The organism is Plantactinospora sp. KBS50 (genome assembly GCF_002285795.1).
Lineage (GTDB): Bacteria > Actinomycetota > Actinomycetes > Mycobacteriales > Micromonosporaceae > KBS50.
The window spans coordinates 2,915,970-2,938,965 of sequence record NZ_CP022961.1; the positions used below are offsets into that span (position 1 = coordinate 2,915,970).

Sequence of the window (22,996 nt, forward strand, 5' to 3'; positions counted from 1 at the left end):
GCGGAATCGCGCGGCCCGACCGTTTTCGGTTGCTCTGACGTCACTGGTTTGAGAAGAACAGCGTGGGACTGCTGAAGCTCAATCCCGTCGCCGTCGTGTCGATCGTGGTCGCGGTGGTCCCGTCGACCGCGGCGGTGGCGGCCGGGTCGAACGACGCCGCGCGCAGCGTGCCGTTGGTGGCACCCCACAGCACGGTGCCGTCGACGTAGGCCAGGCCACGCGCCTGCGACCAGGTGACCCCCGTGGTGGGCAGGGTGAACTCGGTGCCACCGACGGTGTAACCGTCCGGCTCGACGTAGCGGTAGAACAGCGAGTTGCTGTTGGACTTCGTGTAGTACATGCGGCCACTCAGGTAGAAGGCGCCGGTGAGGCTGGACGGGTTGTACCAGTCGTTATAGCCGATGTACCACGGCGCACCGACGGTGCCCCCGGTGAACTGCGAGAAACCGAGCTGGGTTCCGCTGGACCAGAACAGCTTGTCGGCCACCCGCATGGTGATGCCGGCCGAGGTCAGGTTGGGCTGCGCCGAGACGGTGGGCGTACCCAGCACCCCCGCGTCGAACGGCACCCTGGTCAGCTCGTTGGGGTTGGTGCCCAGGTAGAGGTAACCGGGGCCGTTGAGCGGGGCGTCCAGCGCGGCCACCGTACGGCCACCGGCGAACGGGAACATCCCGAGCCGACCGTGGTACTCGCCCCCCATCCCGTCGGAGTTCTGCCCGAAGTAGATGCCGTCGTTGCCGCGCCACAGCACCGGCACCGAGGAACCCCAGGCGGTGGTGCCCGCGGGCGCTCCACTGCGGCGCGGGTTCCAGTTCAGCGGCATGCCGTTGCTCGGGTCGGCGGCGGCGATGCCCAGCCGGTCCACCGCACCGTTGCCGTCCCGGTCGCTGGCGTTCGGGTTGTTCAGCCAGCGGAAGTGGCCGCCCAGGTAGATGACGTTGTCGGTCACCTCGATCGAGGTGATCGTGTCGTTACCGGTGAAGTCCATCCAGGTGGCGTTGAGGCTGCTGCCCCGGGTCGAGGTCTCGAACCGGACCAGCGCGTCGCAGTACGCCGTCGGCCACCCACTGCCGCCGTTGCTGCCGACGATGAAGTAGCTGCCGTCGTCGGAGAACTCCACCTCCTGCACGTAGTGGATGAACGTGTTGGGCGAGGCGCACGGCGGCACGTACCGCTGGGTGCTCCAGTCGGCCACCGTCGCGGTGCCGCCGGAGAGTTCCACCAGGGCGATCTGGTTGCGGTCCAGCCCGTTGACCTGGGTGAAGTTGCCACCCATGACCAGCGAGCCGCCGTCGGCCGTGACGTCCAGGGTCCAGACGTACGGCGAGGCGTTGTTGCGACCGCCGGTGGCGTCCACCACGAAGTTCGGGTCCAGTTCGCCGGTGGTGGCGTCGATCCGGGCCATGCCGTGCCGTTCCACGCCGTTGAGCCAGTTGAAGGCGCCGCCCAGGTACAGGTCGTTGCCGTGCAGCTTCATGGCGCGGATGTTGCCGCCGTCCGAGCGGCCGACCCAGGAGCTGACCGTCGCCCCGGTGGCGGGGTCGAGCTCGACGAGGTTCTTGCGGCTCACCCCGTTCACGTTCTTGAAGGCGCCACCCACGATGAGCTTGCCGTCCGGGCTCACCACCAGGTCGTTGACCGCGCCGTCGAGGGTGGGGACGAAGCCGGTGACCAGGTCGCCGTTGCGCCGGTCGTAGGCAAACAGGTAGGGCTGCGCCACCCAGGTCGCCACAGCCGCGCTGCGGACCTGGGTGAAGCTGCCGCCGACATAGACGATGTCGCCGATCTGGGCAAACGCCCGTGTTTCACCATTGCGTGCATGTGCCGTCGTGTTGGACGGATTGGCCGAGGCCAGCGTGCCCACCTCGGGTGCCGGGACCAGCACAGCGTGTGCCGGTGCGCCAAGCAGCACCGCGAGAACGGAAATTGAGGGCACGGCCACGGCGGCCCGCTTCCACCGTGTTCGCCGGACCTGCCGGGAGAAGCTCACTTCCCACCTCCAGCCGAGAATGATTCGCGTAGCGTGCTCGCGGCGGGATTACGACCGGAATCGGGCGTTCGGGCCACGGTTCCGGCTGAACGACGGCCGCAGCCCCGCCGTTCACAAAAGCCGTCCCTCCAGAAGGTCTGGTCAGGAACGGCGGGTGAACACTACGAAGGCGCGACGGAAACGGCAAGCGGGTCCTGAAAATGCGTCGGCTTTCCGACGGGACCCGGAATCCCCTTTTGTGCCCCCGTTTTCGCGTTGTCCGTGGTCATCGCGATCCGCCAAACGGTGGGCGGTCCGGATCGGACAGCGGCGGGTGAGCGGCCACCGCGAAAAGGCGCAAAGAGTCGGAGCGTCCGGCATCCGTTCGGCGAACGGCGCTGGCCGGTGGGCCATCGGCCGACCGGCTGGCGGGGTCGGCCGAGGGGCTGGTCCCGGCGGTGGCCGACCGGTGGCCTACCGGTGGAGTCCCGGCATCCGTCCGGCGTCTCCGGGGTGCCGGTCGGCGGGCCGCGGCGAGCCGGAGGACGGCGCGAGTGGCCCGTCGGCTGGATTTTCCCGGTCCACCGTCGAAAACTGGCTGTCCGGCCAGCCACCGGCCGATTTCCGCGTCCAGGTGGCGGCGCACGGCCGCGGGTGCGAAGGAGGCCGCCGCGGCGGCGCGGGCGATGGCGGCGATCTCGGCGTCGGAGCAGCCGTACCCGGTCCGCAGCCGAGCGTACTCGTCGGTAAGCGTCACGCCCACCATGGCCGGAATGTCGGTGTTCAGGGTGACCACCAGGCCGGCGTCGAGCAGCCGCGGCAGCGGGTGCGCGGCGGGCGTCGGGGCGAAACCGAGCGCGACGTTGGACGCCGGGCAGACCTCCAGCGGTACCCGGCGCTCGGCCAGCTCGGCGAGCAGCCGGGGGTCGTCCACGGCCCGGATGCCGTGACCGATCCGTTCGGCCAGCCCGGGATCCAGCGCCCGGCGGATGCTCTCCGGACCGGCCGCCTCGCCCGCGTGGTGCACCACCCGCAGCCCGCGGTCCCGGGCCGCGGCGAACACCGCCACGAACGGATCCACCGGGTACGCCTCGTCGCCGGCCAGCCCGACCGCCACCACCCCGGCCCCGGCGTACCGGCCGGCCAGGTCGAGGGTGCTCCAGGCCCGGTTGACCGGTCGGCGCCGGGAGTGGTCGAGGATGACCCGGTACTCCATGCCGGTCTCGGCCCGGCCCTCGGCGAGCCCGGCGAGGACGGCCGCGAGCGGCAGGTCCGGGTCGCCGAGCCGCTCGCCGTGCGCCGCCGCGGTGAACGACACCTCGACGTACCGCACCCCGTCGGCCGCCTGGTCGGCGCAGAACTCCCGGGCCACCCGGCGGAAGTCCTCGGCGGTGCGCAGGCAGGCTCGGACCAGGGCGTTTCGGGCGAAGAAGTCGGCGAAGTCGGTGAAGGCCGGCCCGCCGCGGGCGTGGCCACCGTCGTGCCCACCGCCATGGCCGTCGTCGTGCTCACCGTCGTGCCCACCGTCGTGGTCGCCGCCCGGCCGGTCCGGCACCGGTACGCCGTTCGCGGCGCCGATCTCGCGCAGCGTGGACCAGCGGACAGCGCTCTCCAGGTGCACGTGCAGGTGCGCCTTGGGCAGTGCCCGCAGGTCGCGGGCGGGTGCGGGCGCCCGGGTGCGTGCGGCTTCCCGGTCGGGTGCGGGCTCCCGGGTGCGTGCGGCTTCCCGGTCGGGTGCGGGATCGCGGTCGGGTTCGGGCTGGCGGGTGGGCGGGGGCACGGTTCGCGACCGTAGCCGCCGGCCGTGCGGCCGGTCCACCCGAATACATGCTGGTCGGACGGGTCACCGACCGTCGTGAAGTCGGCAAACGGACTGCCTGCGCCCCGGCGGCGGAGGATCGTCCCTGCTGTGGCCCCCGGTGCGGCCGGGGACGGCGCCGGTCGGAAGGAGACCGTGATGGAGCCTGACAGGCGGTTGGCGATGGACCCCCCGCAGCGCAGCGCGAGCGAGCAGACCGGACCCCGGTTGCTGGGTCGGGTCTACCGGCCGGACCCGCGGGACTGGTCGCTCGCCCGGCTCATGGAGATCGCCGAGCCGTCGGAGGAGATCCTGCAGCGGACCGTCGAGCAGGTGATGACGGAGACCAGCTACTTCACCGACTGGCGGGCGTACCTGGTCTTCTGGCGCTGGTTGAAGAAGCAGAACCGGCCGGCTCCGGCGGGGGACCGGGCGCCGGCCTGGGAGCTGCCGATCCAGCTCGACCAGGGCGACACCGGGCACTGCGTCGGGTTCGGCTGGTCGGGCTGGGTGGATGCCACGCCGGTCGCGGGCCAGTACCAGAACGCGGACGCGCACGCGCTGTACTACGAGTGCAAGGTGATCGACGGCGAGCCGCGGGCGGAGACCGGGTCCACGGTCCGGTCCGGGGCGCTCGCGCTGCGCAACCGGGGTCGGCTCGCGGCCTTCGCGTTCGCCCGTTCGCTCGCCGAGATCGACGACTGGATCAACAGCCAGGGTTCGGTGGTGGTGGGCACCGACTGGACGAACGACATGTTCCGGCCGGACTCCGCCGGATACGTCAAGCCGACCGGGGCGGTGGCCGGTGGCCACTGTTACCTGATGCTCGACCGGCTGGATGACGAGCAGGCGTACCTGTTCCAGAACTCCTGGGGCGCCGGCTGGGGCAGCAACGGACGCTTCAAGATCAAGTGCTCGGACTTCGGCGATCTGCTCGCGGCCGACGGCGAGGCCTGCTGCGCCGCCGAGCTGCCGCACTGACGCCCCCGCGCGCCGGGGGTCCCTGATCCGCCGGCTGCCGCCGGGCGGTGGGACCGCTCGGCGCGGCGGGGACCGCCCGGCGCACGGCCCGCCGCGCTCAGGAGCGGGTCCGGTGCGACCGGACGTCGGCCAGCGCGATGACCAGCGACACCAGCACGAACCCGACGGTGACGAGGGTGGCCTGCCGGAACGAACTCGCGTAGCCGGTACCCGGTCGGTGCAGGGTGGAGAAGAAGATCGATCCCACGCCCGCGATCCCGAGCGCGGCGCCGACCCGCTGCGCGGTCTGGAGCATCCCGGCCGCGCTGCCGGCCTGTGGCACCGGCACCTCGGCCAGCGTGAGGGTCTGGTTCGGCGTGATCACCAGGCCGCTGCCCAGGCCGGCCACGGCCAGCGGCGCCGCGATCGCCAGCGGCGCGCCGCGGCCCGGGACGAAGTGCAGCACGGCCACCACCGCTCCCAGCCCCGCCGCGACCAGGGCCAGCCCGCAGGCCACCAGCGGCCGGCCGTACCGGTTGACGATCCGCCCGCCGAGCGTGGACGAGACCGCGGCGCCGAGCGCGAACGGGGTGATCGAGAGACCCGCGATCAGGGCGCTGTAGTGCAGCCCGTTCTGCAGATAGAGGGTGAAGACGAAGAAGATCGCGGTGAAGCCGGCGAAGTAGAGCAGCGCGATGAGCACGCCCAGGGTGTACGAGCGGAGCCGGAACAGGGCCAGGTCGAAGACGGGCTGCCGGTGCCCGCGGTAGCGGCGTTCCCAGCCGACGAATCCGGCCAGCACCGCCAGCCCGGCCGGGACCAGCAGCCACTTCTGCCACCCGGACCACTGCTGGATCTCCACCAGCGGCAGCAGGATGAGCAGCACCCCCGTGCCCAGCAGCGCCACCCCGACCGGGTCGAGGTCCTGCCGGCCGGGGTGCGGTCGGCTCGGCAGCAGCCGCAGCGCGAAGGCGATGGCGGCGATGCCGATCGGGATGTTGACGTAGAAGATCCAGCGCCAGCCCTCGTGGGTGCCCCCGGTCTGGATGAGCAGACCGCCCAGCAGCGGGCCGATCGCCGTGGAGATGCCGATGGTGGCGCCCAGCAGCCCGAACGGCCGGCCCCGCTCGGCCGGCGCGAACAGCCGCTGGATCAGGCCGGCCACCTGCGGGTTGACCACGCCGGCCGCGGCGCCCTGGACCAGTCGGGCGGCGATCAGCCACTCCGGTGACCGGGCCATTCCGGCGGCCGCGCTCGCCACGGTGAACAGCGCCAGGCCGAACACGAAGATGTTGCGCCGGCCCCGGGCGTCGCCGTAGCGGCCGGCCGGCACCAGCACGAGGCCGAAGGTGAGCGCGTACCCCGACAGCACCCACTGCAGGGCGTTCGGGCCGGCGTCGAGCGCCCGCTGGATGGAGGGCACCGCCACGTTGACGATGCTCACGTCCAGCAGGGTCATGAACGCGGCGACGAGCCCGACCGCCATCGCCTGCCAGCGCTGGCGGTCGGTGAGGTGGACCGGGGGAGGGTCGCTCACGGCTCAGGCGGGCTGCACGGCGCACCAGCGGGGGCCGAAGTTCAGGCCCTCCAGCGGGGAGTCCTCCCGGTGCAGCAGGTTCTTCTCGGCGAGCAGGTGCAGCGGGAGACGAAGATCATCCTCGGTCAACCCGGCCTCCTCGGCGATCGCGTCCGGGAACGGGACCTGTCCCCGCGCCTCCAGGGCGGTGACCGCGCCGTACACCCGTTCCTCCGCCTCCGACAGCTCGACACCCTGCATGACGACCTCCTTGGCCCGCAAACCGGGCCGTACGCGGAAAGGCCCGGATACCCCGCCGGAGGCGGATGATGCCGACGCGCCCGGCACCGCGACGATCATGGCCGGCGCGGTGGCCTACCCTGCTCAGGGTGGACGTATGGGATGTCGCGGTGGTCGGCGCCGGCCCGGCGGGGCTGTCCGCCGCGTACGCGGCGGCCCGCGCCGGAGCCCGCACCCTGGTGCTGGAACGGGCGGAGCATCCGCGCTACAAGACCTGCGGCGGCGGGTTGATCGGCACCTCGCTGGCGGCGGTCCGGGAACGCATCGAGGTGCCCGCCGAGGACCGGGTGGACCGGATGTCGTTCACCCTGAACGGGCGGCGCGGCTTCACCCGGCACTCCGGCGGGCCGCTGTTGACCATGGTGCGCCGGGAGCGGTTCGACGACCGGCTGCGCGCCGCCGCGCAGCGGGCCGGCGCGCAGGTCCGGCAGCGGGTGTCGGTCCGGGCCGTCCAGCAGGACCAGGACGGCGTACGGCTGCGGCTCGCCGGCGGCGCGGAGGTGACCGCGGCGGTCGTGGTGGGCGCGGACGGCTCGTCCGGGATCACGGCCCGGCACGTGGGCGTCGAGTACGAGCAGGTGGACCTGGGGCTGGAGGTGGAACTGCCCACCCCGGCCGACCAGCGGGAGCGCTGGCGGGGCCGGGTGCTGCTGGACTGGGGTCCGCTGCCCGGCTCGTATGCCTGGGTGTTCCCGAAGCAGGACCTGCTCACCGTCGGTGTGATCGCCAGCCGGGGCGACGGCGAGGCCACCCGGCGCTACCTCACCGACTTCGTCGACCGGCTCGGGCTGGCCGGCGTGCAACCCGCGCACGACTCCGGCCACCTCACCCGGTGCCGCACCGCCGGCTCGCCGCTGCACCGCGGCCGGGTGCTGGTGGCCGGGGATGCGGCCGGGCTGCTGGAACCGTGGAGCCGGGAGGGGATCAGCTTCGCGCTGCGCTCCGGCGCCCTGGCCGGTGCGGCGGCCGCCGCCGGCGACCCGCAGCGGTACGTCGCCGAGGTGGGCGCCGAACTGGTGCCCGAGATGCGCGCCGGCCATCGGCTGCTGGCCGCGTTCAGCCGCCGTCCGAGCGCCTTTCACGCGGTGGTGGCCACCCCGCCGGGATGGCGGCTGTTCGGCCGGTTCTGCCGTGGCGAGACGTCGTTCGCCGGGGTGGTCGACCGGTTCCCGGTGCGCACCGCGCTCGCCCTGCTGGCCCGATCGCGGACCGCCGCACCCGCCGTGCCGGCCTGATCGCGGGCGGCGGCTCAGCTCTTGACCGGCAGCCGGCCGCGGGCGAAGGCGTCCACCCGGCCCCACCGGCCGGGGATGTCGAGCAGTTCGATCCGGCCCATGCCGACCGGCAGCGCCGGGTCCACCGCCAGGTGGTCGTCGTGCGGCTCCAGCCCGAGCATCGTGCGCAACAGCAGCAGCGGCGCCGCGCTGGCACAGGACTGCGGGCTGCAGGACATGGGATGCTGGACCGGATACCGGGTGGTCGACCGCGGATAGCCGCCGAAGGCGGACGGCAGCCGGCCGTGGAAGTACTCCGCCGCGTCGATGATGCCGTCGGCCACCCGCGCGGCCTCCTCCGCGAACCCGTACCGCCGCAACCCCCACGCGATGAACGAGTTGTCGAACGGCCACACCGAGCCCGTGTGGAACCCGATCGGGTTGTACCGGCCCTCCCCCTCGGCCAGGGTCCGCACCCCCCACCCCGAAAACAACCTGTCACTCATCAGATGCGCCGCCACCATCGGCGCCCGCTCCGGCGTCACGATCCCACTCCACAACAGATGCCCCATATTCGACGACAGGCAGTCCACCTGCCCACCCTCGGCATCCAACGCGATCGCGTAATACTCCCCGTCGGCCACCCAGAAATCCCGGTTGAACCGCTCCTTCAACGCCGCCGCCTCAGCCTCCAACCGATCCGCCCACTCCGGATCCCCCCACACCAACCGGGCCAACCGCGCACCCCGCATCTTCGCGTCGTACGCATACCCCTGCAACTCACACGTCGCCCGCGGAAACCCCGGCAACCGCCCATCGTGATACGAAATCGAGTCCCACGAATCCTTCCAACACTGGTTCTCCAACCCGTTACGCGTGTTCCGCCGCTCGTACCACACGTACCCGTTACCCATCAGATCCGCGTACTCGTCAATCCACCGCAACGCCTCCCGCGCCTCGAACTCCAACTCCCGCACCAACTCGACGTCACCACTCCACCGCTCGTACTCATCCAGCAACACCACGAACAACGGCGTACTGTCCGCCGCACCGTAGTAGGGGGACTGCGGCTGGTCCTCGAACGCGGCGCTCTCGCCGTACCGCATCGCGTAGATGATCTTCCCGGGCTCCTCGTCCCGGAAGTCGTCCAGGTGGGCGCCGCGGGCGTTGGCCAGCGCCCGCAGCGTCGCGGGGGCCAACTCGGGGGTGAAGCCGAGCGTCTGCAGGCAGGTCAGGATGCTGTCCCGGCCGAACAACGTCATCGACCACGGCAGCCCGGCCGCCGGCACCCGCTGGGGAACGGAGAGCGTCGAATACCGCAGCGCCGCGAGGTCCACCAGGCTGCGCCGGTAGACGTGTTCCGGGTCGGACGGGTTGCTGGTCATCTTCGGCGCCTCGGCCAACCAGCGGTCCAGCTCGGCTCGCATTCCCGGCGCCGGCCGGTTGCGGTACGCGTCCAGGCTCGCGCGGATGTCCCGGCCCCGCGAACCCTGCACGAGGGTGTCCACGTGCAACCCGGTCACCCAGCTACCGTGCGGGTCGATCCGGATGTCGAACGTCATCCCGTGCTCGTCGATCCGGCCCGGCACGGTCGAGGACACCACCGTCTCCCGGCGGAACGTCTCCCGCTCGTAGACGATCCGCAGGCTGCGCTCCTGCACGCAGACCTGGACCGTGCCCTGCGGCTGCGCGAACCGGTCCGCGCGCCAGTACACCAGGTCGCTGAAGTCGCTGGCCATCTCCATCCGCACGGTCAGCCCGACGGGCTCCTCGGAATGGTTGAGCACCGTCACCTCCTCGTCGAAGCTGCCCCCGATCCAGCGGTGCCGGATCACCGAGACCTTCGCGTCGACGTAGTGCGTGGCGGCCCCCGGCACCAGGAAGAACCTGGCCTCGAAGTGCTGGAGGTCGTCCACCGACAGCGGCTGGAGGCTCTCCCCGTTCACGGTCAGCTCCCACCGGGACAGGAAACAGGTGTCGAAGCTGAACAGGCCGGTCGGCATCTCGTCGGTCAGGCAGACATCGCCGCGACGGTCGCTGAGCAGGAAGCTGTTGCCGTCCAGGATGCTGACGTAGTCGTGGCTGGCGTCCTCGTTCACGGGATCCACCTTTCGGTCGCGGCCGGAGGGCTGGCGGGACCGGCGGGGCCGGCGGGACCGGCGGGGCGGGCCGGGCCGGCCGACTCCGCGCGGGAGGCCATCGCTGGTTCGCGCTGCGCTTCGCCATCCCTGCGCAGTCGATGCGACCGTGCCCATTCGACGGGGTGATGCGCGCTGGGCGGCCCCGGCAGCAGCATGCGGATCGCGGTGAGCAGCGTGAGATCGCCCTCGACGCTGATCCGGTTGCGCAGCAGCGCGGCGTAGATCCCGCCCTGGCCGCTGGTGAGTCCCTCGAACAGCTGCCGGCTGGTGCGGACCACGCAGTCGGCGTCCTGGTCGCTGCGGAACAACCGCACCCGGCCGTTGTCGAAGATCAGCCCCCAGTGCTCCGTCCCGTCGTCGCCGGCCAGGTCGAACCGCACGCTGCCGTGGTACTTCGGCGGCACCGGCGGGGCGGTCGCATCCAGCCGGGCGAAGAACGCGGCGATGGGGTCGGTCATCGGGGCCTCCTCAACCGTGGGTACGGCGGAATCCACGCGGAGCGTGCCTCGCGTTCCGGTGTCCGGGCATCACCCGGATCGGATGACTTCGACCGCTCCCGCCCTGGTCCGGGCGGACCGGTGCCGGTTCGGGCGATCCATCCGGGCGCGTCAGCACGCGAGTGAGTGGATCATGGTTTACGGTCGCTACCGATGGTGATCCCGCAGAACGACCGGACCAAACCTCGGCGCCGCCGGTTCCGCACCGGCCCGACCCTCCGCAAGATCCTCCCGGCCCTCGTCGCCGGCATCGTGGTGGTGGCCGGCTGGATCGGCGTCCCACCCGGGCCGCCCGGACCGGAGGGCGGCGCGACACGGCCGGCGGGGGAACCGGCGGCGTCCGGCCCGACCGCGCTCCCGTACGGCCCGGTCGCCGCACCCCCGGCGGGGCCGGCGGCGTCGCCCGTCCCGCCGTGGACGACGGCGCTGGCCGGACCGCTGCCGCCGGGTCTGGTCGCCGGTCAGGGCACCGCGCGGCGCCCTGCGGAGGGGGAGGCCGACGGCTCCGGGGCATCGGCCGGTACGGCCGTGCCCGCCGACGGGACGCCGGAGGTCACGTACCCGCGGGACGGCCAGCGGCGCTGGGCGGCGACCCCCGGGTCGGGCGCGGTCGCCGGGTCCCGGGGCCGGCTGCTGCGGTACCGGGTGCTGGTGGAGCGCGGCATCGCGGTGTCGCCGCCGGACTTCGCCGCCGAGGTCACCCGGATCCTCGCCGATCCCCGGGGCTGGACCGGCGCCGGCCGGTGGCGGCTGCAACGCGTCGGCCCCGGCGCCCGGTACGACTTCACGATCTACCTGGCCACGCCGGTCACCCGGGGAAAGCTCTGCCACAGCTCCGACCGGTACACGTCCTGCCGGTACGGCGACGCCGTGGTGCTCAACGTCGCCCGGTGGGCGCACGGCGTGCCCCACTACGGCGCCTCGCTGGCCGCGTACCGGGAGTATCTGGTCACGCACGAGGTGGGGCACCGGCTGGGCCACGGGCACGAGCGGTGCCCGGGTCGTGGCCGGCCGGCCCCGGTGATGCAGCAGCAGACGCTCGGGCTGCACGGTTGCCTGGCCAACGCCTGGCCGATGGTGGACGGGCGGCGCTACGACGGCCCGGCCGGGGCGTACGCCGATCCGATCCCGCGTGGCTGACCGGCGGGATCACGGCACCCCGGGTTGCCGGGTCCAGCCGACGAACCGGTCGAAGAGTTCGTGCACGGTCTGCGGTGGGCCGTCGGGGTACAGCCGCCACAGGTCCTTGATGGCCTCGTGCAGGTCCGAGGCCATCAGCATGGCCAGTCCCGGCAGGTCCTGTGCGTACAGGTCGGTGAGCGCGGTCCGTGCGGGTGCGCAGGGGTACGGGTCGCCGCAGGTGGCGCAGTTCCAGTGCGGCCGGCGTACCCGGTGCCACGCCGGCTCCTCCTGCTCCCGGGACTGGTCCTGATCCTGCGTCTGGTCCTGGTCCTGTTCCTGGTCCTGGTCCTGTTCCCGGGCCGCGGCTGCGGCCGGGGTCGGGGTCGCGGCCGGGGTCGCGGCTGCGGTCGCGGTCGGGGCCGCGGCCGTCGGCGTTGCTGGCCCGTGGGTCTGGTGCATGTGTGACCTCCGTGGGATGGGTGGGGCCGCTCCCGTCGCGGGCGAGTGGTCCGGGAGCGGCCCCGGCGGTTCCGCCCGGTGGTTGCCGACCGACGCCGAGCGGTTCCGCTGCGTCTCAGCCTGGACGGCGCCGCCGGCGCCGTGCAATAGGTGCAACTGAGACATTGCAGAGTTGGCGTCTCTGTCTCGACAGACGGCGCAGTAGCATCTCATACTCAGTGTGAAGACTGCGTCACGCTGAGAGGGAGGTCGCGTGACCGACGGCGGATCCTCGGTGCCCCGCAGACAGTTGGGCCGCTACCTGCGCGCGGCACGGGAACAGGCGGGCATCTCGCTGGAGATGGCGGCGCGGGAACTGGAGGTGTCCCGGGCGACGATGTACCGCATCGAGGGCGGCGGCACCGCCGTCCGCAAGGCGGACGTGGTCGCCATGTGTACGCACTACGGCGTGCCCGCGGAGATGACCACCGCGCTCGTGGCGCTGGCGGCCGAGACGAAGGCCAAGGGCTGGTGGCACGCCTACGGCGACGCCATCCCGTCGTGGTTCGAGCTGTACGTCGGGCTGGAGGCCGCCGCGTCGCGGCTACGCCACTGGGAGCCGGCGTCCCTGCCGGGACTGCTCCAGACCCGGGAGTACGCCGAGGAACTGCTGCGGTCCAACCCCGCGATGCCGCCGACGGAGGTCGGCCGGTTGGTCGAGGTCCGCGTGGAACGCCGGAACATCCTTGGCAGGAGGTCGCCGCCGCCCCCGCGGCTGGAGGTCATCCTGGATGAGGTGGTGCTGCGCCGGCAGTGCTCGGCGATGGCGGCGCAGCTCGCCCATCTCCAGGACCGCATCGGGGACGGGTCCGCCGTCGTCCGCGTGGTGCCGATCCGGGCGGCCGGCCTGAGCTACGCGCTCACCGGAGGCGGCTTCGTCATCCTCGACTTCCCGACCAACGGCATCCGGACGGCCGAGCCGACAACCGTCTACAGTGAGTCGCTGACCGGCGCGCTGTACCTCGACAAGCCCGCCGAGGTGGCGGCGTACGCTAAGGTGTGGCAGGCGTTGGAGGGGCTGGCCCTCGACCCGCCCCGATCGGCCGACCTGATCGCAGCGATCCGCAGGGAGACGTGATGAGTGACCTGATCGACGCTCGGTGGCGCAAGTCGAGCCGCAGCAACGGGTCGGGCGGCCAGTGCGTCGAGGTCGCCGACAATCTGCCGGGCGTCGTCCTGGTGCGGGACAGCAAGGACCGCGACGGCGGCACGCTGACCCTCCGGCCCGCCCCGTGGCAGGGCTTCGTCGAGCTGGCGAAGCGGATCGGCCCGGTCGGCTGACCGCCTCCACCGCCGAGCCCGCGGTCAGCCGGCCGCGCTGACCGCGTCGAGCACCAGGGCGCGCAGCCGTTCGAGGGGATCGCCGTCGCCGAACGCGACGATGTTCCGGGTGGCCGCGAACGAGAGCCCGAGGTCGGCGGCGGCGCCCGCGATGCTGCCGCCGAGCCCGTCGTAGCCGAACATCCGCCCCTCGACGCCGTAGCCGAGCGTCCGGGTGACCTCCCCGCCGAAGGTCCAGTCCGGCCCGGTCACGGCGACCGCGGAGACCCGGCGGAGCCGTTCCGGCGAGATCAGCCGCTCGGCCAGCTCGGTGCCGATGCTGCGCCCGGTGACCCGCCGGACCACCTCGCCGACCAGCCAGCCGTACGTCCAGACGTGGTAGCCCTGCCGGGTGCCCGGTTCCCAGACCGGCGTGGCGGCGGCGAGGGCCGCGCACATCCGGTCCCGGTCGGTCAGGTCCCGCACCGTGCTGCCGGCGGGTAGCTCCGGCAGGCCGGCGGTGTGCGTGAGGACGTGCGCGAGGGTGATGTCCTGCTTGCCGTTGCGGTCGAATCCGGGCCAGACCTCGGCCAGCCGCAGGTCGTAGTCGAGAACGCCCCGCTCGGCCAGGACGTGCACCACGGTGGCCGCCAGCCCCTTACCCACGCTGCAGCTGAAGATCGGGGTGCCGGCGGTGAGGGGCCGGCCGGTGTCCGGATCGGCCACTCCCGCGCACAGCGCCAGGATCGGTTCGCCGTGCAGGTAGGCGGCGACCTGGAGGCCGCCGGCCGGGTCGGCGGCGGCGAGATCGTCGACGGCCGTGCGCACCCGGTCGACGAGGGCGTTCCGGTGGTCGATCATGGTGGCTCAGGATCTTAGGGGGACCGGCGGGGGACAGGCGAGCGGATAATCGGGCGACCGGCGCCGGTGCCGGAAGGGACGCGGATACGGCTGCCCGCGGGGTTGACCGCTGGCGGGAGGGACGGCGGATGCGACTGCTCGCGGGATTGACCGCACCGGGGATGGATCGGGCCGACGCGGTGACGGTCGCCGGGCGGGCGTGCTCCGGGGAGGCGCTGCTGGGCGCGGCGGGCGCGGTGGCCGACGACCTGCGCGGCGTGGCGGTGGTGGCGGTGCTCGCCACGCCGTCGCTGGAGACGGTGGTCGGGGTGGTCGGCGGATTGCTCGCCGGTGCCGCGGTGGTGCCGATCCCGCCGGACTCCGGTCCCGTCGAGCGGTCGCACCTGCTCCGCGACTCCGGCGCCGAGGTCCTGCTGGACACCGTCGCGGCCGGCGACAGCGGGGCCGGAGACGGCGGCGCGGGAGACGGCGGGGCCGGCGACGGCGGGGCCACGGACACCGCGGCCGTGGGCGCCGCGGCCGGGCCGGCCGTGCTGCCGGTGGACATCGGCCGCCGGTCGTCCACGGCGCATCCGGAGCACGACCCCAACGCGACCGCGTTGATCCTCTATACCAGCGGCACCACCGGCGCGCCCAAGGGCGCCGCGCTGTCCCGGGCGGCGGTGGCGGCGGGCCTCGACGCGCTGGTCGACGCCTGGCGGTGGACGCCGGAGGACGTGCTGGTGCACGGGCTGCCGCTGTTCCACGTACACGGGCTGGTGCTCGGTGTGCTCGGGGCGCTGCGCGTGGGCTGCCGGCTGGTGCACACCGGCCGGCCGACCCCGGCCGGGTACGCCGCCGCCGGCGGGTCGCTGTACTTCGGCGTACCGACGGTGTGGTCCCGGATCTGCGCGCAGCCGCCCGCGGCGCGTGCCCTGCGCGGCGCCCGGCTGCTGGTCTCCGGCAGCGCCGCCCTGCCGATCCCGGTCTTCGCGCGGCTGCGGGCGCTGACCGGCCACCTGCCGGTCGAGCGGTACGGGATGACCGAGACGCTGATCACGCTGAGCGGTCGCGCCGACGGCGAGCGCCGCGCCGGGTACGTCGGGCTGCCCGTGGCGGGCGTCGAGACCCGGCTGCTGGCCGAGGACGGCGGCCCGGTGCCGAGCGACGGCGTGAGCGTGGGCGAGCTGCACGTGCGGGGGCCGATGCTGTTCGACGGCTACTGGCGGCGGCCGGCGGCCGCGGCGGGTCGCGCGCCGCAGGGCTGGTTCGGCACCGGCGACATCGCGACGATCGGGCCGGACGGCTGGCACCGCATCGTGGGTCGCGCCTCGACCGACCTGATCAAGAGCGGCGGCTACCGGATCGGCGCGGGCGAGGTGGAGAACGCCCTGCTGGCCCATCCCGCCGTCCGGGAGGTCGCGGTGGTGGGCCGGCCGGACCCCGACCTCGGCGAGCGGGTGACCGCGTACGTGGTGGCCGACGGTGTCGACGGGCCGGACCTCACCGAGTTCGTGGGCCGGCAGTTGTCCCACCACAAGCGGCCGCGCCGGATCCATTTCGTGGCCGACCTGCCGCGCAATGCGATGGGAAAGGTGCAGAAGCGGCTGCTGCCGGAGGGCTGAGCGAGAGCCGTGGGTGGGACGGATTGACGGCATCGATGGTGCTGAGTACCGTCCGGCACAAGGTTATCGACGTCGATGTCGATACCTCCGTGTAACACCGACGACACGCTAACAGCCGCCGGTCACGCCGGAGCCGCGGCCGCAGCTGTGAGGAGTGGACCATGAGAGTCGGACGGCTCAGCCGCGCACGAACGGCGGGGCTCGTGATCGTTTCGCTGCTGGTCGCAGCGCTGGGAACGGTGGTGCCGATGGCGCTGTCCGTGCCCGGGGCGGTGGCCGCGGCATCCGATCCGTACAACTTCGCGAACGTCAAGATCGGCGGCGGAGGCTTCGTACCCGGCATCGTCTTCAGCCCGGTGCAGAGGAACCTGATCTACGCGCGGACCGACATCGGCGGGATGTACCGGTGGAACCCGAGCAACAGCTCCTGGGTGCCCCTGCTGGACTGGGTCGGCTGGGACAACTGGGGCTACAACGGGGTCGTCAGCATCGCACCCAGCGCTGTGAACGCTAACAAGGTGTGGGCCGCGGTCGGTATGTACACCAATGACTGGGACCCGAACAACGGGGCCATCCTGCGCTCCTCGGACCAGGGGAACACATGGCAGACCACGGTGCTGCCGTTCAAGCTCGGCGGCAACATGCCGGGCCGGGGGATGGGCGAGCGGCTGGCGGTCGACCCGAACAACGACAACGTGCTGTACTTCGCCGCGCCCAGCGGAAAGGGCCTGTGGCGCAGCACGGACGGCGGCGTGACCTGGGGGCAGGTGACCAGCTTCCCCAACCCGGGCAACTACGTAGCGCTGCCCGGCGACTCGTACCAGGGTGACAACCAGGGCGACGTGTGGGTGCAGTTCGACAAGACCACCGGCACCGCCGGCAGCACCAGCAAGACGATCTACGTCGGGGTGGCGGACAAGAACCACCCCGTCTACCGCAGCACCGACGGCGGCGCCACCTGGGCACCGCTGGCCGGCGCGCCCACCGGGTACCTGCCGCACAAGGGCGTCCTGGACACGGTCAACCACTACCTGTACATCGCCACCAGCGACACCGGCGGGCCGTACGACGGCGCCAAGGGCGACGTGTGGCGGTACAACACCACGACCGGTGCCTGGACGCAGATCAGCCCGATCCCCTCCAGCAGCGACGACGACTACTTCGGCTACTCGGGTCTGACCATCGACCGGCAGCACCCGGGCACGATCATGGTGGCCACCCAGATCTCCTGGTGGCCCGACCTGATCATGTGGCGCAGCACCGACTCCGGCGCCACCTGGACCCGGATCTGGGACTGGACCAGCTACCCCGAGCGCAGCCTGCGGTACAAGCTCGACATCTCGGCCGCGCCCTGGCTCACCATGGGCGAGCAGCCCAACCCGCCGGTACCCAGCCCGAAGCTCGGCTGGATGAACGAGTCCGTGGAGATCGACCCGTTCGACTCCAACCACATGCTGTACGGCACCGGCGCCACCATCTACGGCACCAACAACCTGACGGCCTGGGACTCCGGTGGGACCGTCACGATCACGCCGGTGGTCAACGGCATGGAGGAGACCGCCGTACTCGGCCTGATCAGCCCGCCGTCCGGGCCGCCGCTGATCAGCGCCCTGGGCGACCTCGGCGGGTTCCGGCACGACAGGCTGGACACCGTACCGTCCAAGATGTTCACCCAGCCGGTCTTCACCTCCACCCGCAGCATCGACTACGCCGAGAACAATCCGAGCGTCATCGTGCGGGCCGGTGACTTCACCGACGCCGACCGGCCCAACGACAGCCACGCGGCGTTCTCCACCGACGGCGGGGCCAACTGGTTCCAGGGCAACGAGCCCGGCGGGGTCAACGAGGGCGGCACCATCGCCGCCGCCGCCGACGGCAGCCGGTTCGTCTGGGCCCCCGGTGACGCGGGCCAGCAGGTCGTCTACTCGGTCGGGTTCGGCAACTCCTGGTCGCAGTCCAGCGGGGTGCCGGCGAACGCGATCGTGGCCTCGGACCGGGTCAACGCCATGAAGTTCTACGCGTACTCCGCCGGCAAGTTCTACGTCAGCACCAACGGCGGGGCGTCGTTCACCGCGACGGCCGCTACCGGGCTGCCGACCAGCGGCAACGTGCACTTCAAGGCGGTCGCCGGGCACGAGGGCGACATCTGGCTGGCCGGTGGATCCACCACCGGTGCGTACGGGCTGTGGCACTCGACCAACTCCGGCGCGTCGTTCACCCGGATCTCCGCGGTGGACGAGGCGGACAACATCGGATTCGGCAAGGCCGCGCCGGGCCAGACGTACCCGGCGCTGTACGCGTTCGCGAAGGTGGGCGGCCAGCGCGGCGTCTTCCGCTCCGACGACGGTGCCGCGAGCTGGGTGCGGATCAACGACGACCAGCACCAGTACGGCAACGCCGCGGACGCCATCACGGGCGACCCGCGGATCTACGGCCGGGTCTACTTCGGCGCCAACGGCCGGGGCATCATCTACGGCGACCGGATCAGCACCAGCACGCCGTCGGTGAGTCCGACGCCGAGCCAGACGAGCGCGAGCCCGACCCCGTCGGTCTCCGTCTCGCCGACCCGCTCGGCCACGCCGACGCCGACGCCCACGCCGTCGGCGAGCACCCCGGCGCCGAGCACCCCGCCCGCGGGCGCGGGCTGCACGGTGGCCTACCGGGTCACCGGATCCTGGCAGGGCGGCTTCCAGGGTGATGTCACCATCACCAACACCGGGTCGAGCGCGATCAACGGCTGGACGCTCCGGTGGACCTTTGCCAACGGGCAGGTCATCAACCAGTTGTGGAACGGCTCGGTCACCCAGTCCGGGGCCGCCGTCACGGTGACCAACGCCAGCTACAACGGCGCCCTCGCCGCCGGTGGCGGCACCGCCAACTTCGGGTTCCTGGCCAGCCTGAGCGGCAGTACCAACGCGACGCCGACGAGCTTCACGCTCAACGGCGCCGCCTGCACCGCGTCCTAGGGTTCCCGGTGCTCCGCCGGCCGATCGGCCGGCGGAGCACCGGACCCGCATCCGTCCGATGACGACCAACCCGGACGGTGGCTGCGGCGGGGCGGCCGGCGAAGGTACGCCGGCGCCGGGCCGGCACCGGGCCGGGAAAGGAGAGCCGAGGGATGAGCAGGATCCTCCGCGCGGTGCTGGCGGTGCTGCTGCTGCCGCTGGCCGTGGCCGCGGCGATGGTGATGGCGGGGCCGGCGCAGGCCGCCGCGCTGACCCAGGTGACAAACTTCGGGACCAACCCGACGAACCTGAACATGTACCTCTACGTGCCGGACAACGTGGCCGCCCGCCCGGCGCTGCTGGTGCTGGTGCACTACTGCACCGGAACGGCCAGCGGCATCTTCAACGGCAACGGGCACGACTACGTGACCGCGGCCGACCGGTACAAGTACATCATCGTGCTGCCCGAGGCCACCCGCAGCGGCGGCTGCTTCGACGTCTCCACGCCGGCGGCGCTGCGTCGGGACGGCGGCAGCGACTCCACCGGAATCATGTCGATGGTCGCCTACACCCGGGCCCGGTACAACGTGGACCCGGGGCGGATCGTGGTCAGCGGGTTCTCCTCCGGGGCCATGATGACCAACGTGCTGGCCGCCGAGTACCCGGACGTGTTCGCCGCCGGTTCGGCGTTCTCCGGGGTGCCGGCGGGCTGCTTCGCCACCACCGACGGGTCGATGTGGAACAGCCAGTGCTCCGGCGGGAACGTCAGCAGGACCGCCCAGCAGTGGGGCGACGTGGCGCACGCGATGTATCCCGGCTACACCGGCGGCTACCCGCGGATGCAGTTGTGGCACGGCACCACGGACACCACACTGGCGTACCCGAACTTCGGTGAAGAGATCAAGCAGTGGACGTACCTGAACGGGGTGAGCCAGACGCCCGCGTTCACCGACCACCCGCAGTCGACCTGGACCCGCACCCGGTACGGCAACACCGGCACCCAGGCCACGGTCGAGGGCGTGAGCATCTCCGGGGTCGGCCACCAGTTGCCGATGACCGGGCAGCTCGCGTACGCGATCTCCTTCCTCGGGCTGGACGGCAGCACGCCGCCCACCACGGCCGCGCCCACGACGGCGCCGCCGACCACCGCCCCACCCACCACCGCGCCGCCCACGACGGCCCCGCCGACGACGGCGCCGCCGACCACCGTGCCGCCGACCACGGCCGCGCCCACGACGGCGCCGCCGGCGGGTGGGTGCCGGGTGGCCGACGTGGTGAACGCCTGGAACAACGGGCTCACCGAGAACATCACCGTCACCAACACCGGCAGCTCGACGGTCAACGGCTGGTCCGTGGTGTTCACCCTGCCCGCCGGCCAGACCATCACCGGCTCGTGGAACGCCAGCTACGCCCCGACCAGCGGACAGGTCACCGCCAGCAACGTCAGCTACAACGCCACGATCCCGCCCGGCGGCTCGGTGTCCTTCGGCTTCCAGGCCACCCACACCGGCAACGCGGCCGCACCCACCGCGTTCACCCTGAACGGCTCCGCCTGCACCATCGGCTGACCGAGCGCCAGCGCCGGTCGGCATCGACCGGAGGGAGGACCGCCACCGCTCCCGGATGGCGGGCGACCGGCCGTCGCCCGCCACCGGGACCGTGACCAGCCCGGATCCGATCGGCGGATCCGGGTCACGGCCAGATGCGCCCTCCGTTACGTACCTGTTGCCGGAACATATCTTGACCTCTTCTATGTGAGCGCTAACACTGTTGGTGGCCATTGCGCGGAGGTGAAGATGAGCGGTCTGGACACACCCGGCGACCGGTACGTGATCGGTGTCGACTACGGCACGCTGTCCGGGCGGGCACTGGTGGTGCGCGTCGGGGACGGTGCCGAGCTGGGGACAGCGGTGCACGAGTACGCGAGGGGTGTCATCGAGACCGCACTGCCCGACCGGCAGGCGCTGCCGGGGGACTGGGCGCTCCAGGATCCCGACGACTACCGGGACGTGCTGCGCCGGGCCGTGCCCGCGGCGGTGCAGGCGGCCGGCATCGACCCGGAACGGGTCATCGGAATCTCCACCGACTTCACCGCCTGCACGGTGCTGCCGACGCTCGCCGACGGCACACCGCTGTGCGAGATCCCCGAGCTGCGGTCCCGGCCGCACGCCTGGGTCAAGCTCTGGAAGCACCACTCCGCCCAGCCGCACGCCGACCGGATCAACGCGCTGGCGCACGAGCGCGCCGAGCCGTGGATCGGCCGGTACGGCGGCAAGATCTCGGCCGAGTGGCAGTTCGCCAAGGGGTTGCAGATCCTCCAGGAGGATCCGGAGATCTACGGGCGCGCCGAGCGGTTCATCGAGGCGGCCGACTGGATCGTCTGGCAGCTGTGCGGGGTGGAGACCCGCAACATCTGCACGGCCGGCTACAAGGGCATCCGGCAGGACGGTCGGTACCCGTCCGAGGAGTTCCTCGCGGCCCTCGACCCCGGCTTCACGGACTTCGTGGCCAAGCTCGACGGCCCGCTGATGCCGATGGGCGAGCGGGCCGGCGGGCTGACCGCCGAGGCCGCGGCCTGGACCGGCCTGCCGGAGGGGATCGCGGTCGCGGTCGGCAACGTCGACGCGCACGTCACCGCGGCCTCCGCGCAGGCCCTGGAGCCCGGGCACCTGGTCGCGATCATGGGCACCTCGACCTGCCACGTGGTGAACGGCAGCCAACTGGCCGAGGTGCCGGGCATGTGCGGCGTGGTGGACGGCGGGCTGAGCCAGGGCGCGTGGGGCTACGAGGCCGGGCAGAGCGGCGTGGGTGACATCTTCGGCTGGTTCGTCCACAACGCGGCGCCCTCCGGCATGGCCTCCCACCAGCGGCTGTCCGAGCTGGCCGCGGACCAGCCGGTCGGGGCGCACGGCCTGATCGCCCTGGACTGGTGGAACGGCAACCGCTCGGTGCTGGTGAACCACGACCTGAGCGGCCTGATCGTCGGCCTGACGCTGGCCACCCGGCCGCAGGACATCTACCGGGCGTTGCTGGAGTCGACGGCGTACGGCACCCGCATGATCATGGAGGCGTTCGTCGAGGCCGGCGTGCCGATCACCGAGCTGGTGATGGCCGGCGGCCTGACCGCCAACCGGCTGCTGATGCAGATCTACGCCGATGTCACCAACCGGCCGTTGAGCATCATCGGGTCGGCCCAGGGGCCGGCGTTGGGGTCGGCGATCCACGCGGCCGTGGCCGCCGGCGCCTATCCGGACATCTACGCCGCGTCGCGGGCGATGGGCCGGGTGGACCGGGAGGTCTACCAGCCGGACCCGGCCAACGCGCGGGCGTACGACGCCCTCTACGCCGAGTACCGCACGCTGCACGACCACTTCGGGCGCGGCGGCAACGACGTCATGTTCCGGCTGCGGGCGATCCGCAACGCCGCCGCCCGGCAGTCCGCCCCGCAGGGTAGCGCCCCATTGGAGGTTGTCGGATGACCGGGAAGTCGGACGGGACGCTGTGGCGGCTGCGGGAGACCGTTGCCGGGCTGCACTCCGCGCTGACCCGCTACGGGCTGGTGGCGTGGACCGCGGGCAACGTCTCGGCGCGGGTGCCCGGCGAGGACCTGATGGTCATCAAGCCGAGCGGCGTCGACTACGACGACCTGTCGGCGGAGAACATGGTGGTCTGCGATCTGTCGGGGGCCGTCGTCGAGGGCGAGCACTCGCCGTCCAGCGACACGGCCGCGCACGCGTACGTCTACCGGGCCATGCCCGAGGTCGGCGGCGTCGTGCACACGCACAGCTCGTACGCCACGGCCTGGGCCGCCTGCGGCGAGGCCATCCCCTGTCACCTGACCGCTCAGGCCGACGAGTTCGGTGGCGAGATCCCGGTGGGCCCGTTCGCGCTGATCGGCGGCGACGACATCGGGAAGGGCATCGTCGCCACCCTGTCCGGGCACCGCTCGCCGGCGGTGCTCATGCGTAACCATGGCGTCTTCACCATCGGCCGGGACGCCCGCGCCGCCGTCAAGGCGGCGGTGATGTGTGAGGACGTCGCCCGTACGGCGTACCTGGCCCGCACGCTCGGGCAGCCGGTGCCGATCGCGCCGGCCGACATCGACGCGCTTTACGACCGCTACCAGAACGTCTACGGTCAGCGACCCGCGTCCACGGCGGGTTCCTAGCGCCGCCGGGCACCAACCCCGCGGGCCATCCGGGCGGCCCGCGGTGCACCACCTGAACACGAGGCACTCACCCCGCGGGTCGCCGACCGGTGCCATTCGGTCTTTGACCTGTGAAAACGAAACGCCCATCACCCCCGAGGAGT

General features: G+C 72.4%; 18 protein-coding genes. 10 read left to right on the top strand and 8 right to left on the bottom strand.

Annotated elements, in window-relative coordinates; translation table 11 throughout:
* Window positions 1-40: 40 nt before the first annotated feature.
* Window positions 41-1,942 (bottom strand): delta-60 repeat domain-containing protein, encoded by a 1,902-nt coding sequence (locus CIK06_RS12955; protein WP_232534299.1) that lies wholly within the window; start codon window positions 1,940-1,942, stop codon window positions 41-43.
* A 313-nt stretch (window positions 1,943-2,255) separates the two neighbouring features.
* Entirely contained in the window at window positions 2,256-3,749 is a 1,494-nt protein-coding gene (gene add, locus CIK06_RS12960; protein WP_232534185.1) for an adenosine deaminase, read from the bottom strand.
* A gap of 177 nt (window positions 3,750-3,926) precedes the next feature.
* Here add and CIK06_RS12970 point away from each other — a divergent pair, with 177 nt between their 5' ends.
* Window positions 3,927-4,748, top strand: a complete 822-nt coding sequence (locus CIK06_RS12970; RefSeq protein ID WP_157756738.1) for a hypothetical protein — start codon at window positions 3,927-3,929, stop codon at window positions 4,746-4,748.
* 97 nt (window positions 4,749-4,845) lie between these two features.
* On the opposite strand, the gene CIK06_RS12975 is transcribed toward CIK06_RS12970, so the two are convergent.
* Complete coding sequence (locus CIK06_RS12975; RefSeq protein ID WP_095567780.1) at window positions 4,846-6,213, bottom strand: MFS transporter; 1,368 nt, start codon at window positions 6,211-6,213, stop codon at window positions 4,846-4,848.
* Window positions 6,214-6,267: 54 nt separating this feature from the next.
* Window positions 6,268-6,504, bottom strand: coding sequence for a hypothetical protein (locus CIK06_RS12980; RefSeq protein WP_095567781.1), 237 nt, complete (start codon window positions 6,502-6,504; stop codon window positions 6,268-6,270).
* Window positions 6,505-6,632: 128 nt separating this feature from the next.
* Here CIK06_RS12980 and CIK06_RS12985 point away from each other — a divergent pair, with 128 nt between their 5' ends.
* A complete protein-coding gene (locus tag CIK06_RS12985) occupies window positions 6,633-7,778 on the top strand; it encodes a geranylgeranyl reductase family protein (protein WP_095565048.1) in 1,146 nt (381 codons plus the stop codon).
* Between the two features lie 14 nt (window positions 7,779-7,792).
* On the opposite strand, the gene CIK06_RS12990 is transcribed toward CIK06_RS12985, so the two are convergent.
* The gene (locus tag CIK06_RS12990) at window positions 7,793-9,856 is read right to left on the bottom strand and encodes a glycogen debranching N-terminal domain-containing protein (RefSeq protein ID WP_232534186.1); all 2,064 of its coding nucleotides are present in this window, start codon (window positions 9,854-9,856) and stop codon (window positions 7,793-7,795) included.
* Window positions 9,853-10,356: an SCP2 sterol-binding domain-containing protein gene (locus CIK06_RS30960; protein ID WP_157756739.1), complete on the bottom strand. Its 504-nt coding sequence runs from the start codon at window positions 10,354-10,356 to the stop codon at window positions 9,853-9,855. The genes CIK06_RS12990 and CIK06_RS30960 overlap by 4 nt, the downstream gene beginning before the upstream one ends.
* Window positions 10,357-10,548: 192 nt before the next feature.
* Here CIK06_RS30960 and CIK06_RS32415 point away from each other — a divergent pair, with 192 nt between their 5' ends.
* Window positions 10,549-11,535 carry a DUF3152 domain-containing protein gene (locus CIK06_RS32415; protein WP_198348231.1) on the top strand — a complete coding sequence of 329 codons (987 nt, stop codon included), beginning with the start codon at window positions 10,549-10,551 and terminating at the stop codon, window positions 11,533-11,535.
* Between the two features lie 9 nt (window positions 11,536-11,544).
* Here the strand turns inward: CIK06_RS32415 and CIK06_RS29985 are convergent, their stop codons facing one another.
* Window positions 11,545-11,976, bottom strand: coding sequence for a hypothetical protein (locus tag CIK06_RS29985; RefSeq protein WP_198348232.1), 432 nt, complete (start codon window positions 11,974-11,976; stop codon window positions 11,545-11,547).
* A gap of 253 nt (window positions 11,977-12,229) precedes the next feature.
* Between CIK06_RS29985 and CIK06_RS13010 the strand changes: the two genes are divergently transcribed.
* Window positions 12,230-13,093, top strand: a complete 864-nt coding sequence (locus CIK06_RS13010) for a helix-turn-helix transcriptional regulator (protein WP_095565051.1) — start codon at window positions 12,230-12,232, stop codon at window positions 13,091-13,093.
* Window positions 13,093-13,296, top strand: coding sequence for a DUF397 domain-containing protein (locus CIK06_RS13015; protein WP_095565052.1), 204 nt, complete (start codon window positions 13,093-13,095; stop codon window positions 13,294-13,296). Before CIK06_RS13010 ends, CIK06_RS13015 begins: the two co-directional genes overlap by 1 nt.
* A gap of 24 nt (window positions 13,297-13,320) precedes the next feature.
* Here CIK06_RS13015 and CIK06_RS13020 read toward each other — a convergent pair whose 3' ends face one another.
* Window positions 13,321-14,136 (bottom strand): serine hydrolase domain-containing protein, encoded by an 816-nt coding sequence (locus CIK06_RS13020; RefSeq protein ID WP_095565053.1) that lies wholly within the window; start codon window positions 14,134-14,136, stop codon window positions 13,321-13,323.
* A 128-nt stretch (window positions 14,137-14,264) separates the two neighbouring features.
* On the opposite strand from CIK06_RS13020, the gene CIK06_RS13025 reads away from it, so the two are divergent.
* The 5 genes from CIK06_RS13025 to CIK06_RS13045 all read left to right on the top strand — a co-directional run bounded on the left by CIK06_RS13025 (window position 14,265) and on the right by CIK06_RS13045 (window position 22,853).
* A complete protein-coding gene (locus CIK06_RS13025) occupies window positions 14,265-15,740 on the top strand; it encodes an acyl-CoA synthetase (RefSeq protein WP_095565054.1) in 1,476 nt (491 codons plus the stop codon).
* 161 nt (window positions 15,741-15,901) lie between these two features.
* The gene (locus CIK06_RS13030) at window positions 15,902-18,706 is read left to right on the top strand and encodes a cellulose binding domain-containing protein (protein ID WP_095565055.1); all 2,805 of its coding nucleotides are present in this window, start codon (window positions 15,902-15,904) and stop codon (window positions 18,704-18,706) included.
* 152 nt (window positions 18,707-18,858) lie between these two features.
* Complete coding sequence (locus tag CIK06_RS13035) at window positions 18,859-20,253, top strand: PHB depolymerase family esterase (RefSeq protein ID WP_095565056.1); 1,395 nt, start codon at window positions 18,859-18,861, stop codon at window positions 20,251-20,253.
* Window positions 20,254-20,481: 228 nt separating this feature from the next.
* Window positions 20,482-22,164, top strand: coding sequence for a ribulokinase (gene araB / locus CIK06_RS13040; protein ID WP_095567783.1), 1,683 nt, complete (start codon window positions 20,482-20,484; stop codon window positions 22,162-22,164).
* Entirely contained in the window at window positions 22,161-22,853 is a 693-nt protein-coding gene (locus CIK06_RS13045; RefSeq protein ID WP_095565057.1) for an L-ribulose-5-phosphate 4-epimerase, read from the top strand. Before araB ends, CIK06_RS13045 begins: the two co-directional genes overlap by 4 nt.
* Window positions 22,854-22,996: the final 143 nt, after the last annotated feature.